This is a genomic window from Homoserinibacter sp. GY 40078, from assembly GCF_008017545.1.
GTDB lineage: Bacteria > Actinomycetota > Actinomycetes > Actinomycetales > Microbacteriaceae > Homoserinibacter.
The window spans coordinates 1,719,803-1,738,949 of sequence record NZ_VRTZ01000001.1 but is presented as its reverse complement, the minus strand read 5'-3'; the positions used below and the strand labels follow the sequence as shown (position 1 = coordinate 1,738,949).

Sequence of the window (19,147 nt, the reverse complement as noted above, 5' to 3'; positions counted from 1 at the left end):
GTGCGCACCGGGAGGCGCGCACCGTCGTCGGTGAACAGCGGGTTACGCCGCGTTCTTCGGAGCGTTCACGTCCTTCGGGAGCGCGGCCTTCGCCGCCTCCACGAGACCGGTGAAGGTCGCCGGTTCGTTCACCGCGAGTTCCGCGAGGATTCGACGGTCCACCTCGATGCCCGCGAGGCCGAGGCCCTGGATCAGGCGGTTGTAGGTGATGCCGTTCGCGCGGGCCGCAGCGTTGATGCGCTGGATCCACAGGCGACGGAACTCGCCCTTCTTCGCATGACGGTCGCGGTAGGCGTAGACGAGCGAGTGGGTGACCTGCTCCTTCGCCTTGCGGTAGAGACGCGAGCGCTGGCCGCGGTAGCCCTCGGCGCGCTCGAGCGTGGTGCGACGCTTCTTGGCGGCGTTGACCGCCCTCTTGACACGTGCCATCTTCTTGAGTCCTTCTGTATTCCGGGGCCGGGGCTTACTTGCCCAGCAGTCCCTTGATGACCTTGGCGTCCTGCGGAGCCAGGATCACGTCCTGGTTGAGACGACGCGTCACGCGCGACGACTTGTGCTCGAAGTTGTGGCGCATACCCGCGCCCTGCTTCTTGACCTTGCCGCTTCCGGTGATCTTGAAGCGCTTCTTCGCACCGGAGTGCGTCTTCTGCTTGGGCATTACTCTTCCTCTGTCTTGACGGCAGCTGCCGCATCGTCGGCGGACTCGTCCGCCTGGCTCTCGGGGCGCGTCCTGTTGGCCGCGCGCTTGGCGTTCTGCTCCGCCTTGGCATCCGCCTTGTTCTTCAGCGGGCCGATGATCATGACCATGTTGCGACCGTCGATCGTCGGGGTGGACTCGACGGTTCCGAACTCGGCGACATCCTCCGCGAAGCGCTGGAGAAGACGCACGCCCTGCTCGGGGCGGGACTGCTCACGACCGCGGAACAGGATCATGGCCTTCACCTTGTCCCCGGCCTGGAGGAATCCCTCCGCGCGCTTGCGCTTGGTCTCGTAGTCGTGCTTGTCGATCTTCAGGCGGAACCGCACCTCCTTGAGGATGGTGTTCGCCTGATTACGCCGAGCCTCCTTGAGCTTCTGGGCCTGTTCGTACTTGAACTTGCCGTAATCCATGATCTTCACCACGGGAGGCTTGGAGTTCGGCGCCACCTCGACCAGATCCAGATCAGCCTCCTGCGCCAGGCGCAGGGCGTCCTCGATGCGGACGACGCCGACCTGCTCTCCGCCAGGACCCACGAGGCGGACCTCGGGGACGCGGATTCGGTCGTTGGTTCTGGGATCGCTGATGCGGGTCTCCTTCATTCGGTGTTCATTCCACGCGCATGAAGCGATACCGCACCCGTGCAACCGGCTCTCAGCCGGCGGAGTGCGCCACCGAGATCCGTTCGGAACTCGGTTGCCAACTCTGACCCGATAGCCTGAAGAAGCGGCCGGCGGGTGGGATTGCTCCACTTGCGTGTCCGGGGAGATGGCCCCGGAGCCCGCATAAGGATAGCAGAGGAACAACCCGTGAGCCCAGATGCCGTGCCCGCCCCCGAACCGGGGGATGTCGACGACGAGATCCGCGACATCGCCGAGGTCCCCGCGGTCGAGGTGATCAATACGGTGGCCGTGCACCTGATGAGCGCCGCGGCCGTCAAGGTGGGTCTCGCGGACGACCCGGAGAGCCAGACCGATCTCGACGAGGCGCGCAAACTCATCGACGCTCTCGCGGGTCTCGTGACGGCGTCGGCACCGAGCCTCGGCGATCACCACGCGCGTGCGCTGCGCGACGGCCTGCGCACGGTGCAGCTGGCGTTCCGCGAGGCATCGCCGTTCCCCGACGAGCACGGCAAGGGTCCCGGCGAGAAGTACACCGGTCCCGTCGGCTGAACCTCGACCCGCGGGGCTCTCAGGCGGTGAGGCGGATCGCGATCGAGTCGACGCGCTCGGCGATCGTCGCATCCGACGACCACGCCGCCTGCAAGCGACCGAGGAGCGCGGCCCGCTCCTCGTCATCCGATGCGGCGAGCCGCAGCACGACGACGACCTCGGGCCCGGTCAACCGCGACTCCGGGTCGCCGGGCGCGAGCGCGATGGCCTCGACTGCGGGCTCCGCTGCGATCGACGCCCCGAACGCCGCGCCGACCTGCGGATCCTCGTAGGCGGGCGTCCACGACTCCCCCGTCGCGAGCGCCCGGAACGCGGGACGCCGCACGACGGTCTGAGTATCGGATCCGGGGTCGAGCACGATGAGCGGGGTCGCCTCGGCCGCCGCCGCGAGCGCGACGCGCGACGCCTGGATCGGGATCGGACGCGCGGACGGGTCCCAGACCCGCATCGCGTCGACCGACGAGAAGACCGGCAACACCACGCGGCCGTCCGGCCCCGCGACCGTCACGATCGAGAGCTCCTGGGTCTTGTCGACGCGCTGACCGTGCGGGCCGATGCCCTCATCCCCCGCCACCGCGACGAGCGGCACGAGCACGCGCTCGGCGTGCAGCGCGGCGACGACCTCCGCGATCCCCGTCTCGCCGGAGCGCATGCGCCGGATGGCGTCGAGGACGGCCTCAGGCGCGGAACCGTCGTCACCGGCCGCCGCGTTGTCGTGGAAGCGGCGCCCCGCGAACGGGATCCCCGCACTGTCCGCGTGCGGCAGCTCCATGGCGATCAGTCGCTCGCGACGTCGATGGCCTCTGCGAGGGTGAACGCACCCGTGTAGAGGGCCTTGCCGACGATCGCCCCTTCGAGACCGAGCGGCACGAGCTCGCGCAGCGCGGCGATGTCGTCGAGGGTCGCAACCCCGCCGGATGCGATCACGGGCTTCGGCGTGCGGGTCATCACCTCGCGCAGCAGGTCGAGGTTCGGGCCCTTCAAGGTGCCGTCCTTGGTGACGTCGGTCACGACGTACCTGGCGCATCCGGCCGACTCGAGGCGGCCCAGCACGCTCCAGAGGTCGCCGCCCTCCTTCGTCCAGCCGCGGGCGGCGAGGGTCGTGCCGCGCACATCGAGTCCGACGGCGATCGCCTCGCCGTACTCCGCGATCACGTGCGCCGCCCACTCGGGGTTCTCGAGTGCCGCGGTGCCGAGATTGATGCGCTTCGCACCCGTCGCGAGCGCGGCCTCCAGGCTCTCGTCGTCGCGGATACCGCCCGAGAGCTCGATGTTCACGCGGCGCGGGGTGTTCTTGATGACCTTCTTGATGGTCCCGCGGTTGTTGCCGCGACCGAAGGCGGCGTCGAGGTCGACGAGGTGGATCCACTCCGCCCCGGTCTCGGCCCACTCGTGGGCGGCATCGACCGGATCCCCGAAGCTCGTCTCGGTGCCGGCCTCGCCCTGGGTGAGGCGGACCGCCTTCCCCTCGGCGACGTCGATCGCCGGAAGGAGCGTGAGAGCGGGGGACGTTGCGAACTCGGTCATCTCGGGTCTTTCTGCGGGGCGCACCCCCGCACACGAAGTTCAGATCCTAGCCCAGCGGGTTTCTGGAGGATCTACAGGGTCGCCAGCCAGTTGCCGAGGAGCCGGATGCCGGCCTCCCCCGATTTCTCCGGGTGGAACTGGGTGGCAGAGAGGGGGCCGTTCTCGACCGCCGCGACGAACTGCTCGCCGTGATGCGCCCATGTGACCCGCGGATGCGCGATCCGCGCGGTGCCCTCGAGGGTCCAGCTGCGGGCGGCATAGGAATGCACGAAGTAGAACCGCTCGTCGGCGAGGCCTGCGAAGAGAGCCGAGTCATCGGGCGGAGTGACGGCGTTCCAGCCCATGTGCGGGAGCACGTCGGCATCGAGCTGCTCGATGACGCCCGGCCACTCGCCGAGGCCCTCCGTGTCGGCTCCGCGTTCGACACCGCGCTCGAACATCACCTGCATGCCGACGCAGATGCCCAGCACCTTGCGCCCCCCTGCGAGACGGCGCTCGATGAGCTCGCCCCCGCGGACGGACTGGAGGGCCGACATGACTGCCGCGAAGGCGCCGACGCCGGGCACGAGCAAGCCGTCGGCCGCCATCACACGATCACGGTCGGCGGTCAGCTCGACGCGGGCACCGGCGTGCTCGAGCGCCTTGGCCGCCGAGTGCACGTTGCCCGATCCGTAGTCGAGCACGACGACGGAAGGTGCGGTCATCTCAGAGCGCACCCTTCGTGGACGGCACGCCCGACACGCGCTCATCGCGCGCGACGGCCTGGCGGAAGGCGCGGGCGAACGCCTTGAACTCGGCCTCGGCGATGTGGTGCGGGTCGCGCCCGGCGAGCAGGGTGAGGTGAACGGTGAGACCCGCGTTGAAGGCGATCGCCTCGAAGACGTGGCGCACCATGGAACCCGTGAAGTGCCCGCCGATCAGGTGGAACTCGAATCCGGCGGGCTCGCCGGAGTGCACGAGGTACGGGCGCCCGGAGACGTCGACCACGGCCTGCGCGAGCGCGTCGTCGAGCGGCACGAGGGCGTCGCCGAAGCGTCCGATCCCCGCCTTGTCGCCGAGGGCCTCCTTGATCGCGGTGCCGAGCACGATGCCGGTGTCCTCGACCGTGTGGTGGACGTCGATGTCGGTGTCGCCCTCGGCGCGGACCGTGAGGTCGACCAGCGCGTGCTTCGCGAAGGCGGTGAGCAGGTGGTCGAAGAACGGCACCGTCGTCTGGATGTCGGATACGCCCGAGCCGTCGAGGTCGAGCGTCAGCTCGATGTTCGACTCGCTCGTCCGGCGGCTCAGGCGCGCGGTGCGGTGGGTCATGGGCTCCACTCTACTGACCGAGCGGGCGGCCGACCTCGGCGAGGGCGGCGAGGAACGCTGTCGTCTCGTCTTCGGTACCGGCGGTCACCCGCAAGGCGTGCGGGATGCCGACATCGCGGATCAGGATGTCGCGCTCGAGGAGCGCCTCGAAGGTGCCGTGCGGGTCTGCGAGCCCATCGAAGAGCACGAAGTTCGCCTGGCTGGGCCAGGCGCGATATCCGAGTGCAGGCAGCTCCGCGATCATCCGGTCGCGCTGCCGGGCGATGTCGTCGACCATGGCGAGCATCGCCGGCGCGTGCCGCAGCGCCGCCACCGCGGCCGCCTGGGTAAGCGCGGAGAGGTGGTACGGGAGCCGCACGAGCCGCAGGGCGTCCACCAGTGCCGGGTCGGCGGCCAGGTAGCCGAGACGGACTCCGGCGAACGCGAAGGCCTTGCTCATCGTGCGGGAGATGACGAGACGCTCCCGGCCGGGCAGCAGCGTGAGCGCACTCGGCTGATCGGCAGGCATGAACTCGGCGTACGCCTCGTCGACGAACACGATGCCCCGGGCGGCATCGTAGGCCGCCTCGATCGTCTCGAGCGACAACGGGGTGCCCGTGGGGTTGTTCGGTGCGCACAGAAAGACGAGATCAGGATCGTGCGCCTCGATCGCCCGGACCAACGTCTCGGGGCTGATCTCGTAGTCGGCGTCGCGCTCCGCCGCAATCCACTGCGTGCCGGTTCCCGCAGCGATGATCGAGTGCATCGAGTAGGTGGGCGGGAAGCCCAGGGCGCTGCGCCCGGGACCGCCGAAGGCCTGCAGCAACTGCTGGATGATCTCGTTCGAGCCGTTCGCCGCCCAGATCTGGTCGCGGACGAGGCCGTGACCGAGGTAGCCGGCCAGCCCGTCGCGCAGCTCGGTGAACTCGCGATCCGGGTAGCGGTTCGCGGTGAGCACCGCGTGCGCGAGCGACTCGACGATGTCGCGCGCGACGTCCTCCGGGATCGGATGCGTGTTCTCGTTGACGTTGAGCGCGTACCGCACGTGCTTCTGCGGCGCGCCGTACGGGGTGAGACCCCGCAGATCGTCGCGAATCGGGAGATCGGAGAGGCGGGTCACCCGCCGATTCTAGTGAGCGTAGGCGGCGGGGATCGCGAGCCGCTGGCCCGGCTGCAGCTCACTCGAACCCAGCTGGTTGAGCTCGACGAGAGCGGTGACGACCTCGCGCGGATCGGCCTCAGGGGCGATCCACGCGGCGAGATCCCACAGGGACTCCCCCGCGGCGACCGTGATGTAGTCGAACGACGCCGTGGCCGCTGTGGACCCGGCCTCTGCGGGCGCGCCGTTGCCAGCAGAGAGAGCGAGCGCGATGGCGATCGGCGTCGCCAAGAGCGCGCCGAGGACCACGCGGCCGCGGCGAGTGATCCGCAGGCGCGAGGGGCGCTGCTGTGCGCGAGGTGCGGTACCGAGGGCGATGGTGCTCATGGTTGCCTCCTGCTGGTGGTGGACAGCCGCCGCATCCGGCCTCGGCCGGGAGGCCGGATGCGAAGCTGTGTTCCGAATATATCTTCGATCGAACATCTGTTCAAGTGACTGCCCCGTTTTTGCGGAAATCCCCGGAAACCCGGCGATCCGATCGCGCGACACACTCGAACGGATGTTTGCCCGCACCCCCCGTAGCGGATACAGTTTCGATCGACGGGATGCATCCGATCACGAACCACCGACATCGCATCCCCGCGACCGATCCGGGAGACGACATGAGCGACATCGAGCCCCTCGAGGAGCGCGCGGCGACGCGGCGACGCAAGAGCCTCAGCGACAAGCAGCTCGCGATCCTCGAGGTCATCCAGCGCTCCGTCTCGACGCGGGGCTATCCGCCGAGCATGCGCGAGATCGGCGACGCCGTCGGGCTCGCATCGCTGTCGAGCGTGACCCACCAGCTCAACCAGCTCGAGCTGGCGGGGTACCTGCGCCGCGACCCCAATCGTCCGCGTGCGCTCGAGGTGCTCATCGATGTGCCGGGCGCGAGCGAGGAGGGCGGGGGTTCTCCTGTCGGAGACGCCGCAATGGTCCCGCTCGTCGGTCGCATCGCAGCAGGCGTGCCCATCACCGCCGAGCAGCAGGTCGAAGAGATCTTCCCGCTTCCCCGGCAGCTCGTCGGCAAGGGCGAGCTGTTCATGCTCAAGGTCTCGGGCGACTCGATGATCGACGCCGCGATCTGCGACGGCGACTGGGTGGTCGTACGCGAGCAGCGCACGGCCGAGAACGGCGAGATCGTCGCGGCGATGCTCGACGGCGAGGCGACCGTCAAGGTCTTCCGTCAGCGCGACGGGCACACCTGGCTGCTCCCGCGCAACACCGCCTTCGAGCCCATCCTCGGCGACTCCGCCGAGGTCCTCGGCAAGGTCGTCGCGGTTCTGCGCTCCGTCTGAGCCTCAGGCCGCGGGCCAGGGCTCCGGAGTCTGATCGGCGTCGAGAGCATCGAGAGCCGAGCGGTCGCCGAGCAGTTCCCAGCGAAGCAGTGCGAACGGCACGTTGCCGTTGCGGAACACCGCATCGTGCAGCTCGCGGAACGAGAAGTCGTCGCCGCGCTCCACGATCGCGTCGGAGACGAGCGCCAGAAGCTGCTGCTTCCCGACGTGGTACGACATCGCGAGGCCCGGTGTCGCGAGGTACATCGCGCTCTCTTCAGCAGCGGTCCGGTGATCCATCGGCACGCGTCGCACGAAGTGGTCGACCGCCTGCTCCAGCGTGAACACTCCCGTGGCGAGGTTCACATCCGCGATCACCCGTAGCGCGCGCAGACGCATGAAGTTGTGCACGACCGTCTGAGAGTGCGGTGCGTCGTCGAAGAGCCCGGCGAGGAGGGTGAGCTCCTCCGTGTAGTGCGCGATGCCCTCGTTCGCGCTCGAATCGATGTAGCGACGGCGAATCGCATCCGGGTTCGCCCACGACAGGGCGAGCTGCTTGTAGTGCGCCCCCTCGTGGATGATGCCGAGTCGCGGGTCGCGCGCGTTCGCGGCGTAGAAGTAGGCGAGGCCCTCCTCGGGCGCGGGCGTGTAGGAGACGCCGTCCTGATCGAGGCGGTGCTCGTCCGTGAGGTCGTCGGGGACACCGAACATGCGGAGCGCCTCGACGTACCGGGGCATCCCGGCCACGTGGTAGCGACGGAGGCTCTCCGGCTGGGTCAGCAGCCCCTCCGTCTCGAGGAACTCACGTACCTCGGCCTCCTGGCGGTGCTGCAGCTCCAGCTGCGCCTCGAGAGACGCGGCGAGCGGCGCCGGGGGCACGTCGCGGTAACGATTGCGGGTGAGGCGCTCCGCCACGACCGCACGGTGCAGATCGTGCTCGGCCGCCCGCACCAGGTCCTCCGGCTCATCGGGGATGAGCGCGACGTTGCGCAGGAACCAGACGAAGCGCTCACGCCCGACCGGCTCGACCGCGGCCATGCTCGGCGCATCCGCGAGGAGGCGGGCGCGGAAGGCCTCGAGCGCGCCCGCCGTCGCCGGCACGGCCTCCGCCAGCTCGGCGTGCGCCGCCGGATCCAGGTGCTCGCCAAGCGCGTCCAGTGCGGCGACGAGGCGCCCGTCGATGCCCTCGAGCATCTCCGCCGCGCTGAGCGCCAGATCGGTCGTACCCGCTCGAGCGATGTTCTGCTGTGCGAGAGCGACGCGGTCGGGCATGCCGCGCATGATGTCGACGAGAGCCCGCTGACGCTCCGGAGCGAACGGAGGCAGGGGCAGGAGGAGGTCGTACCACGGTCCGAGGATCTGACCGACGAGGAAGACGGCGTTGTGCTCCCAGTTGCGCGTGACCTCGAGGTCCCAGAGGGCACGGTGGATCATCGAGCCGAGGAGACGGTAATCGACCTGCACCCACACCTCGGCCCCCGAGACGTCGATCGCCAGCCAGCGCTCGCGCAGCGCCCGCAGCTCGGCGACGCGCGCCTCGACGGACGCGGGCGTGAACTCCGGTACCCACTGCGGGTCGTGGGGCACGCGGGGGATGTCGTCGCCCGTGTGGAAGGCCAGTCGACCCGTGGCCTCGGTCACCTCGGCGCCGAAGGCTGCGATTTCGTCGGCGATGCTCATGCGGTCTCTCCTTCGCGGATGCGGGGCACGACCGCCTCGCCGAGCAATTCGACGGTGCGGACGGGATCGGGCCCGAGGGGCGGGCCGAAGCTCAGATGACGCACGCCTTGGGCGAGCAGCTCGCGGCATCGCTCGACGACGACGTCCGGCGAGCCCGAGATGCCCATGCGGAGCATCTGCGGCGTGATGGCGGCGACCGCGGCATCCTCGTCGCCCGCGCGGATCGCTCTCTCGGCGGGCGCGAAGTCCGAGGGCTCGAGGCCGGCGGTCGCGAGGAGGAAGGGCGAGAACGCGGTGCCGTAGTAGGCGAGCTTGAGCGCGAGGGCGCGATCCGCCGCCTCCTGGTCCTCGTCGAGCGAGAGCCAGACGCATGCGGGCAGGTCGAGGGCGCCCGGATCGCGCCCAGCTTCGCGTGCGCCGCGCTCCACATGGGCACTCGCGACGAGCAGGTGCTCGGGCGGGAGGTGCAATGCCAGCACGCCGTCGGCCTCCGCGCCCGCGAAGGCGAGCATCCGCGGACTCATCGCCCCGATGTAGAGGGGGACGGGGATCTCGGGGCGCGGCACACGGAGCACGGCGTCGGCGTTCCAACCCGGACCGGCCCCCGGGACGTCAACGGGGCGTTCCCCCGCGAGAAGGGCGCGGATCGCCCGCAGCGCCTCGCGGGTGGTCGTGAGGGGGGTCGGCTGCGCGATGCCGATCCACTCGAGGAACTCGCCCGACCCGGCGCCGAGGCCGAGCAGGAATCGCCCACCCGAGAGCTCTTGGAGCGTCGCCGCGGTCATCGCGAGCTCGCTCGGATGCACCGAGTACGGATTCATGATGCCGATACCGAGACCGATGCGCGAGGTGTGCTGCGTGAGCGCGCCGAGGATGGCGGGCGCGGACTGCAGCATCAGGTCGTTCGAAACCCACAGCTGGTCGATCCCCGCCTGCTCCGCCGTGCGCGCGAGCTCGATGAGCTCGCCCGCGGGCCGATCGTTGTTGATCCGGAGGCTGATACGGGTGCGGGTCATGCGGGCTCTCCGATCAGTCGCCGTCGCACCTCTCCGAGCTGATCGATCGAGGCGCGCGTGAGGGCGTCGTCGACGAGAGGGTACTTCGAGCGAAACATGACGTGCAGGTTCTCACCGACGATGTCGGCGACTTCCTCGAGCACGGGGAGGACGTCGTCGACCGAACCGAGCAAGAGCTCGGAGCGGCGCTGCGCCAGCTCGTCCGCGTCGAGCATGCCGGGACGCCAGTGCGCGTACTCGGACGGGTCGAGGCCGTACCAGTCGCCGTAGACGCGGCGCGTCATGAGGTACGCCTCCTCGATCGCCTCCCACGCGGCATCAGGACCGTCCGGGTGGAGGAACCCGCCCACATTGAGCGAGAACGCGGGTGCCTCCACGTCGCGCCCATGACGTGCGAGCGCGTCACGGTAGCGCGCGAGCATCGTCTCGACACGGCCGACGAGCCCGCGATTGCGACCGTCGCCCGCCTCGTAGGCCTCCGAGTCCGTGCCGGCGTCCATGCAGAACCGGTCCGCGAGGCGCGCCGCGCGGTCGACGGCGCGGGGGTGGTGCCCGCCGAGCATGATGGGCGGGCCGCCGGGGGTGGCGGGCTGCGGGCTCACGACGAGTCCCGTGCGGGTGAAGTGGCGTCCCTCGTGCGCGAGTGGCTCGCCCGTCCACGCCTGCCGGCAGATCGCGATGAGCTCCTCGGTGCGACCGACCCGGGCGGAACGGGTCGTCTCGAATCCCGCGTACTCCACCTCCCTGTAGCCGAGGCCGAGCCCCAGCACGAAGCGGCCGTCCGAGAGCTGGTCGAGGAAGGCGGCGTCCTCCGCCATACGGATCGGATCGTGGAGCGGCGCGAGCGCGAGACCGTAGCCCACCGTGATCCGCTCGGTCGCCTGTACCATCGCGCCGCAGTAGGCGGCGAGCGATCCCACGAACTGCGCCTCGTGGAAGTGGTGCTCGCTCACCCAGACGCTGTCGAGACCGACCTGCTCGGCATACCGCACCTGGGCGATCGACTCGCGAAGAGTCGCGCCGTGGTCGAGGCCCGTTCCCGGATGCCACTCCCCCGTGAACACCCCGAGGCCGAGCTCGATCGCCATCAGCGGCGGACCGTCTCCGCCTCGAGGGCGAGACCTCCCGCGGTCTCACGATGCCACGCGATAAGGGTGCCGACTCCTGTTCGGATCGACTCCTCCGACGCGGCGAGTGAGAGCCGCAGTGCGTGCGGGGCTCCCTGGCCGAACGCGCTGCCGGGCGCCGTGGACAGCCCGCGTGTGACGAGGTCGAGGGCAGCGGCGCGGGAATCCGCGCCGTCGGCCAGCGGAACCATGAGGTAGAAGGCCCCTCGCGGCGTGACGAGGTCGAAGCCCGCCTCGGTGAGCATGCCGACAGCGAGGTCGCGGCGCGCACGGTAGGCCTCCCGCATCCGCGCCACCGCCGACTGGTCGCCGGTGATCGCCTCGAGGGCGGCCGCCTGGTTGACGCTCGAGAGACACGAGATCGACGACTCGAGCACGCGGGTGAGCGGGTCGGCGAGCCACTCGGGAACGAGGGCGTAACCCACCCGCCAACCCGTCATGGCGTAGGTCTTCGAGAAGCTGAAGACCGAGACGGCGTGATCGGGTGCGATCGAGGCGGCGCACACCGGTGCACCATCGAACACGATCTCGTCGTAGACCTCGTCGCTCACGACGAGGATGTCGTGCTCAACAGCGATCCGCAGGATCTCTTCGACGAGGTGACGCGGCAGGAGCGCCCCCGTCGGATTGCTCGGCGAGTTGAGCACGATCGCTCGCGTGCGCGGGGTGACCAGAGCGCGGATCTCGTCCGCGTCGGGAAGGTATCCGCGTTCGGCCGGCATCGGGTAATGCACGACCTCGGCACCCAACAGCCGTGCCTGCATCTCGTAGTTCGGCCAGGCGGGATCGGGGATCATGACCGCGTCGCCGGGGGCCACGACGGCGCGCAGCACCGAGTCGAGGGCGTGGACCGCTCCGTGGCTCACGAGGACCCGGGACGAGGGGACGTCGAGGTCGTACCGGCGCCCGAGCGCCTCGGCGAGCGCGCCGCGCAGCGGCGGGATGCCCGACGCCTGCACGTACGACGCGCCCCGTCGGCCAGCGGCCGCCGCAGCCTCGACGATGTTCGCGGGTGTCGGGAAGTCGGGTTCGCCGATCTCGAGCCGCACGAGGGGGGTGTCGAGCGACAGCGCCAGGTCGACGATCTCGCGGATCCCGGAGTGCGGCAACGTCGTCGTGACGGCTGCGGGAGAGGGCATGGCGTCCTTCATTGGCGGTGGCCGGGTGGTCGAATCAACTGTACGCTCGAAAGGGACGATTTCGAGCTGTCTGTAAGTTACAAAGCTGTTCGCATCGTGCTAACGGTAAGTTTCGACCCCAAGAATCTGATTGATTGGGAGGTGGGCACCTCATGGCCGTCTCGCTCGGTGCCTGGTCGATGCTCAACTCCGCGCCCGTTGCGTCGCTTCTCGCCGGCACGAACGCCGACTGGACGGTGCTCGACGCGCAGCACGGTCTCTTCGACGATCGGGGCATGGTCGAGTCGCTCGCGCTGGCGGGCGCCGCCCACCCGAACCACCCGATGCACGTACGGGTCGCCGCGAACGAGCCGTGGCTCATCGGGCGCGCCCTCGATGCGGGCGCCGCGGGCGTCATCGTGCCGATGGTCGACGACGAAGCCCAGGCTGCGGCCGCCGCCGGCGCGTGCTGCTATCCCCCGCGGGGCACGCGCTCGTGGGGGCCGATGGGTGCTGCCTACGGTGCGGGAGCTGCGGCGTCGCCCACCGAGGTCGACGCGCGCATCCAGTGCGCCGTCATGGTCGAGACCCGCACCGGCCTCGGCAACGTCGACGCGATCGCGGCGACCGCCGGGGTCGACATGATCTTCCTCGGCCCCTTCGACCTCTCGATCGCCCTCGGCATCGAACTTCCCGAGCTGCTCGGCGACCGCTCCGCGGGCAACCCCCTCGACACGGTCGTGGCCGCGTGCCGGGAGCACGGCATCCGTGCAGGAGCGTTCGCGGGAAGCGCGGCGACAGCGACCGCTCTTGCCGAGCGCGGCTTCACGCATCTCGCGCTCGCCGTCGACACCTTCCTCATCGCCTCCGCGACGACGCAGCTGGTCGACGAGGTGCGCCGCTCTCTCGACGGCTGAGGCAGCTCAGACGGCCTCGGGCGTCGCCGGTTCCTCGGTCGACGTCTCGGGTGCGGGCAGCCCGATGACCTCGTTCGCCGGACGCTCGGCGACGAGTTCGCCGAGACCGAGCAGGGTCTCGATACGCTGCAGGCCCCGAATAGGCCAGATGCGGTCGAGCAGCAGACGCTGCAGGTGCGCGTGATCGCGGATGCGGAACCGGGCCACGAGGTCGTAGCTTCCCGTGACGATCACGAGCTCGGTCAGCTCGGGGATGTCGCGCAGACGCCCCACGACATCCGGTACCTGCGCGTCCGTCGTCAGGGTCATCGGGATGTAGACGAGACCCGGGTACCCGAGCGCCGACCAGTCGACGATCGCCGTGTATCCGCGCACGAGCCCCTGGCGTTCGAGCCGGGCGATGCGCTCCCCCACGGCAGGCGGCGACATGCCCACCTCGCGCGCGAGTTGACGCTGCGACACACGCGGATCGGCGAGCAGCAGCCCCAGCAGTCGCAGGTCGATCTCGTCGAGTTCGACGGTCGGGGTCGACGGCAGCACCTCTCGGGTCATCGCCGACATCGGCGAGTGGGGCTGCTGCGAGTCCGGGCCCTCAGCAGAGGCTGGGCTCATCGGGCGGCTCCTTCCGTCGGGCGCGGTAACGCCACGAGCATAGGGGTCAGGTCCTGCGATGTCAGCGATCTCATCGATCTCATCGACGCCGCCGGTCAGTTCGCGATCAGGTCGCGGTGGTGGTCGTTGATCGAGACGGCGCCCGATTCGGTCATGAGGAAGACGTCCTCGACGCGCACGCCAACGCGACCCGGCCAGAACACGCTCGGCTCGATCGTGAAGAGCATCCCCGGCGCGAGCGGCGTCTCGTCCTCGGCCGACAGGAACGGCAGCTCGTGCACGTCGAGGCCGATGCAGTGGCCCACCCGGTGGCGGAACCAGTCGCCGTAGCCGGCGTCATCGATCACCTCGCGCGCGGCGCGATGCACATCGCCGCCGGTCGCCCCGGGGACGGCCGTGCGGCGCCCGGCCTCCTGAGCGGCCATCACGACCTCATGCACCCGCTCGTACTCCTCCGACGGATCGCCGATGTGCACGGTGCGCCCGAAGTCGCTGCAGTATCCGCGCGTGATCGCGCCGAAGTCGAAGCTCACGCCGGTTCCTGCCGCGAGCGCGTCGGTGCTCACCCGTACGGAGGCGTCGCGGGTGAGAGCCGGACCCATCCCCCACACTCCGGTGTCGAAGGAGGCCCCGGACGACCCGTGCCGCCGCATCTGCAGATCGACCTCGCTCGCGAGCTCGATCTCGGTGATGCCCGGCACGACATGGGGCGCGACCTCCGCCATCACGCGGTCGACGACCGCCGCAGAGGCGCGCATGAGCGCGATCTCCTGCGGATCCTTGATCGCACGAAGGCCCGAGAGGATGTCGTCGGCGATGACGAGATCGGCCTCCGGTCGGTGCGCGCGCAGCTCGACGACGACCTCGGACCAGGTGCGCCCGGTGACCGCGATGCGCTCACCCGCGCCGCCTTCGTGCTCGCACGCCTCGGCGCGCGGCGGTCCGGAGACGGCCACGCGCCTGCTGCGGTACTGGTCGAACGCCGACCGGAACACCTCGCGCCCGTCGTCGGTCTCGATCGCCGTCACGACCTCGCCGTCCACGCCGTCCGGCAGGTCGAACTCCTGGAAGTGGCGGGTCAGCACGAACAGCGGCATCTCGCCCGGGGCGACGAAGGCGCCTGAGATCCAGTGGTTCGTGTACGCGATGTTGCCGAAGCTGGGCGCGCGACGGGGCACGCCGGTGACCCACTCGAAGTCGCTCTGGTCGGCAGGGAGGAAGAGCACGTCGACTCCGCGCTCGTCGAGCGCCTCCCACAGCCGCGCGCGGCGCGCGGCGAAGTCGAAGGGGGCGACGAGGGGGTCGGCGGTCGGCTGAACGGTCGTCACGTCAGGTGCTCCTCTCGGGTAGCTCGGGCAGCACCGCCCGGCCCAGCAGTTCGATCCCGGCGATCTCGTCGATGCCGTGCGGTGTTCCGAACTCGATGCGGTCGACTCCGGCCTCGATCAGCCGGGCGGCGTGCGCGGCGATGTCGTCGGGATCCCCGGAGAACGCGAAGAGCTCGAGCACGTCATCGGGGATCCACTTGCCCGCGGCATCCGCATCGCCCGCGCGGAGCTCGGCGCGCACGTGGTCGAGCATGCCCTTCGGAAGCTCGACCGTCGGGTCGAGCTCGGCGACGACATCGACGTACATCGCCACCTGGCGGCGCGCGTACGCACGAGCCACGTCGCGATCACGGTCGATCACGGTCACCGCCCCGAGCACGACACCGACGTCGTCTGCGGGGCGTCCGGCGAGCTCGAGGCCGGCGGCCATCCGCTCCCGTGTGACCTCGATCATGGCGGGATTCGCGCATCCGCCGAGCTTGATCTCGTCCGCGAGCTCGCCCGCGAGCGCGGCTCCCCGGGGCCCCCAGCTGCCGACGAGCAGCTCGAGCGGACCGTGCTCCTGCGGTGCTGCGAACCCCACGCCCGGATCGAGGCGGAAGGTGCGCCCCTCGACACCCGACCGGTCGCCGTCCCAGAGCGCACGGATCACCCCGATCGCCTCGCGAAGGGCGGGCAGCGGTCGCTCGGGTCGCACCCCCACCGACTCGAGCCACGAACCCCGCGCGAGGCCGAGGTAGGCCCGGCCGCCGCTGCGCGCGTCGAGTGCCGCCTGCATCCCCGCGATCTCCACGGGATGGATGAGGAACGGATTCCAGCAGGCGCAGCCGAGGCGGATGCGCTCGGTCGCGTCGGCCATCTCGAGCAGCGCCACGATCGCGGGCTGGTAGAAGAGGTCGGAGAAGACGCTGACACCGTCGAAGCCGAGTCCCTCCGCGAGGCGGGCGAGCTCGGCGTACCGACCCGGCGCCTTGTCGGTCTGCAGCCCGAGACTCACCGGCACGCTCACGTCAGATCCTCCGAGCGGAGGCCGACCCGGCGTGTGCGCTCGATGCGCATCACGAGGCGCTCCTCCGGGTCGGGGCACGCCACCTCGGTGTCGCGCTCCAGCCAGTCGTTCGCGGGCAGGTCACGCTGCTTCGCGGGGATCAGGGGAAGCGCCGCCTGCAGCGCGTAGATGCAGAAGTGGCCGCCCTCGGGCAGCACGAGGCGGCTCGAGTCGACCACCTCGCAGCTGTCGCCCACTGCCATCCCGCAGACCGAGCGACCCTCGATGCGGTCGACGACGAGGCGGATGTCCCACAGCTGCATGTCGGGCTCGTCCGGGTGCCGGGTCATCGGTCGCCCCGCTCGTCGCGCACGACGACCCCGCCCGCGATCACAGTCGTCAGCTCGCGCAGCGCGCTCGGCGAGACGGACGGATCGTCGGGCATCGCGATGAGGTCGGCGTGCGCCCCCACGGCGACGCTACCCACCTGCCCCTCGAGGCCCAGCCAGCGCGCAGGGCCGTCGGTCGCCGCGCGGAGCACGCCCCACGCGTCGAGCCCTCCCGCATGCATGTGCTCGAGCTCCCGGACCACGGCGGTCGTGCCCTCGAAGGGCCAGAACGGGGGCATGTCGCTTCCGAGCAGCACCTCGACCCCCGCCGCGAGAGCCAGACGGTACGACTCGAGGTGGCGGACGGCCGCCTGGGCGGAGCGCTTGCGCATCCACTCCGGCACTCCGAACTCCGCGAAGAACTCCTCCGCGTGGGTCACGACGAGCGTCGGGACGAGGGCGGTCCCGCGCTTCGCCATGAGGCGCGTGACCTCCTCGGTGAGCTGGTATCCGTGCTCGATGCAGTCGATGCCGAGCCGCACCGCGTCGGCGATGACGGGCGCGGGCCCCGCGTGGGCGGTGACCTTGCGCCCCCAGGCGTGCGCCGTCTCGATGGCGGCGGCCATCTCCTCACGGGTGAGCTGCGCGGTCGAGATCTGCTCGTGCTCCCCCGCGATGCCGCCCGAGATCATGAGCTTGATGAGGTCGGCTCCGGCCTTGACCTGGCTGCGCACCCCCTGGGCGAACCCGACCGGGCCGTCGCACTCGACGGTGTCGTCGGATGCGTGCCCGTGCCCGCCCGTGCAGGCGAGTGCACGCCCGGCCGTGAGGATGCGCGGGCCGAGCACCTCACCCGCCTCGATCGCACGGCGCAGTGCGAAGTCGAGGTGGCCCTTCTCGGCCACGCACCGGACGGTCGTCACCCCGTTGAGGAGCGCTCGGCGCGCGCCGTCGGCCATGTAGAGCGAAAGCTCGCCGGGTCCCATCGCCTCGAGGCGCGCACCCGCCTCCCCCGGCAGGGAGAGGCTGAAGTGGGTATGCATGTTGATGAGACCGGGCATGACATACATGCCGCCGAGGTCGGTGCGCGGGAGCTCCGGCGCCGCGTCGGTCCCGGCGGACTCGACCCCCGCGATCCGGCCGTCGCGGATGACGACGGCGACGTCGCGTGCGACCCGGCGCGCGACCGGATCGACGAGACGCACGTGATCCAGCACCCCGTCGGCGGTTCGCGGCAGGCTGCGCACGACGCTCACGCCGCCTCCACCTCCCGCAGCGCCTCAGCCGCGACCAGGTGACCGCCGCCGATATCCACGAGCTCCGCACCCTCCGGATCGGCCGCCCGGGAGACGATCGGCCGCGGAGGCGCCGCGGAGGGCAGTGGCGCGTCGCGCCCGAGCTGCGGGATCGCACCGATGAGCGTGCGCGTGTAGGGATGGGCGGGCGCGCCCCACACCGCCTCGGTGGGGCCGACCTCGACGATGCGACCGAAGTACATCACCGCGATCCGGTCGGCGATCACGCGGAGACCGGAGAGATCGTGCGAGATCATCAGTACCCCGGCACCCTGTGCGGTCGCGGTTTCCGAGATGAGGGCGGCGACCTGTGCGCGGGTGGACGCGTCGAGTGCCGAAACGGGCTCGTCCGCGACGATCACCTTCGGCTCCACACCGAGAGCACGGGCGATCGCGATGCGCTGGCGCTGTCCGCCGGAGAACTGGTGGGGGAAGCGGCTCGCGGCGGATGCGGGAAGCCCGACCGACTCGAGCAGCCCCACGACGATGTCGCGCGTCGGCCGACGTCCGCCGGCGCGGATCGCATCGGCGAGCTGGCGCGCGACCGTCCGTCGCGGATTGAGCGAGGAGTACGGATCCTGGAAGATCATCTGCACCCCGCGGTCCTCGCGGGATCGCGCGCGTCGGCCGAGCGCGCGCAGCTCGCGTCCATCGAGCCGGATCGCGCCGGACGAGAGCGGATTGAGCCCCACGATCGCGCGGCCGAGCGAACTCTTGCCGCAGCCGGACTCGCCGACGAGTCCGACGACCTCCGAGCGCGCGACGCCGAGCGAGACGCCGTCCACAGCACGCACTGTCGGGCGACCCGGCACCCGGTACTCGACGACCGCCTCGTCCACCTCGAGAAGCGTGCTCATGCGGTCTCCGTATCCGTCTGCGGGAGCGCCTCGATGAGCGCCCGCGTGTACTCGTGGGTCGGTGCGGCGAGCACCTCGCGCGTGGCACCGGTCTCGACCACACGCCCCTCGCGCATCACGTAGAGCCGTTCGGTGAGCACGTTCATGACCGCGAGGTCGTGCGTGATGAAGAGCATCGCCATGCCGGTGTCGCGGCAGAGCTCGTCGAGGAGGCGCAGGATCCCCGCCTGAACCGTCACGTCGAGCGCCGTCGTGACCTCGTCGGCCACCACCAGATCCGGCTCGCACGCGAGCGCGCTCGCAATCGCGATGCGCTGACGCATACCGCCCGAGAACCGGTGGGGGTAGGAGCGGATCGCCCGGTGCGGATCGGGGATCCGCACACGTTCGAGGAGCTCGATCGCATGTTCGCGCGCCTGGCGCCGGGTGAGCGAGCGGTGGGCGAGCTGGTGCTCGGTGAGCTGACGCTCGATCGTGAGCATCGGGTGGAGCGAGGTCATCGGGTCCTGGAAGATCATCGCCACCCGGTCGCCGCGGAGGGCCCGCAGCTGCGACTTCGGCAACGTGAGCGTGTTGCGCCCCTCGAAGAGCACCTCGCCGCTCGCCGCCGATCCCGGCGGTGTGAACCCGAGGGCGGTGAGGGCGGTCAATGTCTTGCCGCTGCCGCTCTCGCCCGCGAGCCCCACGATCTCTCCCGGGTTCACCGAGATGTCGACGCCATCGACGAGGGCGCGATCGCCCAGCCGGATCCGAAGATCCCGGATTTCGAGCAGAGGGGTCAT

General features: G+C 70.4%; 23 protein-coding genes. 3 read left to right on the top strand and 20 right to left on the bottom strand.

Features of this window, described 5'->3' with window-relative positions; genetic code table 11:
• Positions 1-42 precede the first annotated feature (42 nt).
• Genes rplT through infC form a run of 3 tightly spaced genes read right to left on the bottom strand, consistent with a single transcriptional unit; the run spans position 43 to position 1,299 of the window.
• Entirely contained in the window at positions 43-429 is a 387-nt protein-coding gene (gene rplT / locus FVQ89_RS08410; protein WP_147901364.1) for a 50S ribosomal protein L20, read from the bottom strand.
• Positions 430-463: 34 nt separating this feature from the next.
• The gene (rpmI, locus tag FVQ89_RS08405) at positions 464-658 is read right to left on the bottom strand and encodes a 50S ribosomal protein L35 (RefSeq protein WP_147901363.1); all 195 of its coding nucleotides are present in this window, start codon (positions 656-658) and stop codon (positions 464-466) included.
• Entirely contained in the window at positions 658-1,299 is a 642-nt protein-coding gene (infC, locus tag FVQ89_RS08400; protein ID WP_147901362.1) for a translation initiation factor IF-3, read from the bottom strand. The genes rpmI and infC overlap by 1 nt, the downstream gene beginning before the upstream one ends.
• Before the next feature lie 207 nt (positions 1,300-1,506).
• Between infC and FVQ89_RS08395 the strand changes: the two genes are divergently transcribed.
• On the top strand, positions 1,507-1,869 hold the full coding sequence (locus FVQ89_RS08395) for a DUF1844 domain-containing protein (RefSeq protein WP_255513486.1): 363 nt from the start codon (positions 1,507-1,509) through the stop codon (positions 1,867-1,869).
• Between the two features lie 19 nt (positions 1,870-1,888).
• Here FVQ89_RS08395 and FVQ89_RS08390 read toward each other — a convergent pair whose 3' ends face one another.
• The 6 genes from FVQ89_RS08390 to FVQ89_RS08365 all read right to left on the bottom strand — a co-directional run bounded on the left by FVQ89_RS08390 (position 1,889) and on the right by FVQ89_RS08365 (position 6,169).
• Positions 1,889-2,641, bottom strand: coding sequence for an SseB family protein (locus FVQ89_RS08390; RefSeq protein ID WP_147901361.1), 753 nt, complete (start codon positions 2,639-2,641; stop codon positions 1,889-1,891).
• 5 nt (positions 2,642-2,646) lie between these two features.
• Positions 2,647-3,396 carry a bifunctional 1-(5-phosphoribosyl)-5-((5-phosphoribosylamino)methylideneamino)imidazole-4-carboxamide isomerase/phosphoribosylanthranilate isomerase PriA gene (gene priA / locus FVQ89_RS08385; RefSeq protein WP_147901360.1) on the bottom strand — a complete coding sequence of 250 codons (750 nt, stop codon included), beginning with the start codon at positions 3,394-3,396 and terminating at the stop codon, positions 2,647-2,649.
• Positions 3,397-3,467: 71 nt separating this feature from the next.
• Complete coding sequence (gene hisH / locus FVQ89_RS08380; protein ID WP_147901359.1) at positions 3,468-4,100, bottom strand: imidazole glycerol phosphate synthase subunit HisH; 633 nt, start codon at positions 4,098-4,100, stop codon at positions 3,468-3,470.
• A gap of 1 nt (position 4,101) precedes the next feature.
• Positions 4,102-4,704: an imidazoleglycerol-phosphate dehydratase HisB gene (gene hisB / locus FVQ89_RS08375; RefSeq protein ID WP_147901358.1), complete on the bottom strand. Its 603-nt coding sequence runs from the start codon at positions 4,702-4,704 to the stop codon at positions 4,102-4,104.
• Between the two features lie 10 nt (positions 4,705-4,714).
• Positions 4,715-5,803 carry a histidinol-phosphate transaminase gene (locus tag FVQ89_RS08370; protein ID WP_147901357.1) on the bottom strand — a complete coding sequence of 363 codons (1,089 nt, stop codon included), beginning with the start codon at positions 5,801-5,803 and terminating at the stop codon, positions 4,715-4,717.
• A 9-nt stretch (positions 5,804-5,812) separates the two neighbouring features.
• Positions 5,813-6,169, bottom strand: a complete 357-nt coding sequence (locus FVQ89_RS08365) for a LysM peptidoglycan-binding domain-containing protein (RefSeq protein ID WP_147901356.1) — start codon at positions 6,167-6,169, stop codon at positions 5,813-5,815.
• Between the two features lie 275 nt (positions 6,170-6,444).
• Between FVQ89_RS08365 and lexA the strand changes: the two genes are divergently transcribed.
• Positions 6,445-7,119: a transcriptional repressor LexA gene (gene lexA / locus FVQ89_RS08360; RefSeq protein WP_147901573.1), complete on the top strand. Its 675-nt coding sequence runs from the start codon at positions 6,445-6,447 to the stop codon at positions 7,117-7,119.
• Between the two features lie 3 nt (positions 7,120-7,122).
• Here lexA and FVQ89_RS08355 read toward each other — a convergent pair whose 3' ends face one another.
• The 4 genes from FVQ89_RS08355 to FVQ89_RS08340 are packed head-to-tail and all read right to left on the bottom strand — an operon-like array spanning position 7,123 to position 12,060.
• Complete coding sequence (locus FVQ89_RS08355; protein WP_187264957.1) at positions 7,123-8,778, bottom strand: DUF885 family protein; 1,656 nt, start codon at positions 8,776-8,778, stop codon at positions 7,123-7,125.
• Complete coding sequence (locus FVQ89_RS08350) at positions 8,775-9,794, bottom strand: LLM class flavin-dependent oxidoreductase (RefSeq protein ID WP_147901354.1); 1,020 nt, start codon at positions 9,792-9,794, stop codon at positions 8,775-8,777. The genes FVQ89_RS08355 and FVQ89_RS08350 overlap by 4 nt, the downstream gene beginning before the upstream one ends.
• A complete protein-coding gene (locus FVQ89_RS08345) occupies positions 9,791-10,882 on the bottom strand; it encodes an LLM class flavin-dependent oxidoreductase (RefSeq protein WP_147901353.1) in 1,092 nt (363 codons plus the stop codon). The genes FVQ89_RS08350 and FVQ89_RS08345 overlap by 4 nt, the downstream gene beginning before the upstream one ends.
• A complete protein-coding gene (locus FVQ89_RS08340; RefSeq protein WP_187264956.1) occupies positions 10,882-12,060 on the bottom strand; it encodes a pyridoxal phosphate-dependent aminotransferase in 1,179 nt (392 codons plus the stop codon). Before FVQ89_RS08340 ends, FVQ89_RS08345 begins: the two co-directional genes overlap by 1 nt.
• Before the next feature lie 152 nt (positions 12,061-12,212).
• Here FVQ89_RS08340 and FVQ89_RS08335 point away from each other — a divergent pair, with 152 nt between their 5' ends.
• Positions 12,213-12,956: an HpcH/HpaI aldolase/citrate lyase family protein gene (locus FVQ89_RS08335; RefSeq protein WP_147901351.1), complete on the top strand. Its 744-nt coding sequence runs from the start codon at positions 12,213-12,215 to the stop codon at positions 12,954-12,956.
• Between the two features lie 6 nt (positions 12,957-12,962).
• On the opposite strand, the gene FVQ89_RS08330 is transcribed toward FVQ89_RS08335, so the two are convergent.
• From FVQ89_RS08330 to FVQ89_RS08300, 7 genes are all read right to left on the bottom strand, one after another.
• Entirely contained in the window at positions 12,963-13,568 is a 606-nt protein-coding gene (locus FVQ89_RS08330; protein WP_147901350.1) for an Lrp/AsnC family transcriptional regulator, read from the bottom strand.
• A 95-nt stretch (positions 13,569-13,663) separates the two neighbouring features.
• A complete protein-coding gene (locus FVQ89_RS08325; RefSeq protein WP_147901349.1) occupies positions 13,664-14,896 on the bottom strand; it encodes a Xaa-Pro peptidase family protein in 1,233 nt (410 codons plus the stop codon).
• Between the two features lies 1 nt (position 14,897).
• Positions 14,898-15,905 (bottom strand): LLM class flavin-dependent oxidoreductase, encoded by a 1,008-nt coding sequence (locus FVQ89_RS08320; protein ID WP_147901348.1) that lies wholly within the window; start codon positions 15,903-15,905, stop codon positions 14,898-14,900.
• The gene (locus FVQ89_RS08315; protein WP_147901347.1) at positions 15,902-16,234 is read right to left on the bottom strand and encodes a TIGR04076 family protein; all 333 of its coding nucleotides are present in this window, start codon (positions 16,232-16,234) and stop codon (positions 15,902-15,904) included. The genes FVQ89_RS08320 and FVQ89_RS08315 overlap by 4 nt, the downstream gene beginning before the upstream one ends.
• On the bottom strand, positions 16,231-17,469 hold the full coding sequence (locus tag FVQ89_RS08310; RefSeq protein ID WP_222706056.1) for an amidohydrolase family protein: 1,239 nt from the start codon (positions 17,467-17,469) through the stop codon (positions 16,231-16,233). The genes FVQ89_RS08315 and FVQ89_RS08310 overlap by 4 nt, the downstream gene beginning before the upstream one ends.
• A complete protein-coding gene (locus FVQ89_RS08305) occupies positions 17,466-18,365 on the bottom strand; it encodes an ABC transporter ATP-binding protein (RefSeq protein WP_147901346.1) in 900 nt (299 codons plus the stop codon). Before FVQ89_RS08305 ends, FVQ89_RS08310 begins: the two co-directional genes overlap by 4 nt.
• Entirely contained in the window at positions 18,362-19,147 is a 786-nt protein-coding gene (locus FVQ89_RS08300; protein ID WP_147901345.1) for an ABC transporter ATP-binding protein, read from the bottom strand. The genes FVQ89_RS08305 and FVQ89_RS08300 overlap by 4 nt, the downstream gene beginning before the upstream one ends.

Coding starts and splice junctions, on each gene's coding strand:
- FVQ89_RS08355 (WP_187264957.1), bottom strand. CDS start 8,778: ATGAGCATCGCCGACGAAATCGCAGCCTTCGGCGCCGAGGTGACCGAG.
- FVQ89_RS08365 (WP_147901356.1), bottom strand. CDS start 6,169: ATGAGCACCATCGCCCTCGGTACCGCACCTCGCGCACAGCAGCGCCCC.
- FVQ89_RS08345 (WP_147901353.1), bottom strand. CDS start 10,882: ATGGCGATCGAGCTCGGCCTCGGGGTGTTCACGGGGGAGTGGCATCCG.
- FVQ89_RS08335 (WP_147901351.1), top strand. CDS start 12,213: ATGGCCGTCTCGCTCGGTGCCTGGTCGATGCTCAACTCCGCGCCCGTT.
- rpmI (WP_147901363.1), bottom strand. CDS start 658: ATGCCCAAGCAGAAGACGCACTCCGGTGCGAAGAAGCGCTTCAAGATC.
- FVQ89_RS08340 (WP_187264956.1), bottom strand. CDS start 12,060: ATGCCCTCTCCCGCAGCCGTCACGACGACGTTGCCGCACTCCGGGATC.
- FVQ89_RS08390 (WP_147901361.1), bottom strand. CDS start 2,641: ATGGAGCTGCCGCACGCGGACAGTGCGGGGATCCCGTTCGCGGGGCGC.
- hisB (WP_147901358.1), bottom strand. CDS start 4,704: ATGACCCACCGCACCGCGCGCCTGAGCCGCCGGACGAGCGAGTCGAAC.
- FVQ89_RS08350 (WP_147901354.1), bottom strand. CDS start 9,794: ATGACCCGCACCCGTATCAGCCTCCGGATCAACAACGATCGGCCCGCG.
- hisH (WP_147901359.1), bottom strand. CDS start 4,100: ATGACCGCACCTTCCGTCGTCGTGCTCGACTACGGATCGGGCAACGTG.
- FVQ89_RS08305 (WP_147901346.1), bottom strand. CDS start 18,365: ATGAGCACGCTTCTCGAGGTGGACGAGGCGGTCGTCGAGTACCGGGTG.
- FVQ89_RS08330 (WP_147901350.1), bottom strand. CDS start 13,568: ATGAGCCCAGCCTCTGCTGAGGGCCCGGACTCGCAGCAGCCCCACTCG.
- infC (WP_147901362.1), bottom strand. CDS start 1,299: ATGAAGGAGACCCGCATCAGCGATCCCAGAACCAACGACCGAATCCGC.
- priA (WP_147901360.1), bottom strand. CDS start 3,396: ATGACCGAGTTCGCAACGTCCCCCGCTCTCACGCTCCTTCCGGCGATC.
- rplT (WP_147901364.1), bottom strand. CDS start 429: ATGGCACGTGTCAAGAGGGCGGTCAACGCCGCCAAGAAGCGTCGCACC.
- lexA (WP_147901573.1), top strand. CDS start 6,445: ATGAGCGACATCGAGCCCCTCGAGGAGCGCGCGGCGACGCGGCGACGC.
- FVQ89_RS08300 (WP_147901345.1), bottom strand. CDS start 19,147: ATGACCCCTCTGCTCGAAATCCGGGATCTTCGGATCCGGCTGGGCGAT.
- FVQ89_RS08315 (WP_147901347.1), bottom strand. CDS start 16,234: ATGACCCGGCACCCGGACGAGCCCGACATGCAGCTGTGGGACATCCGC.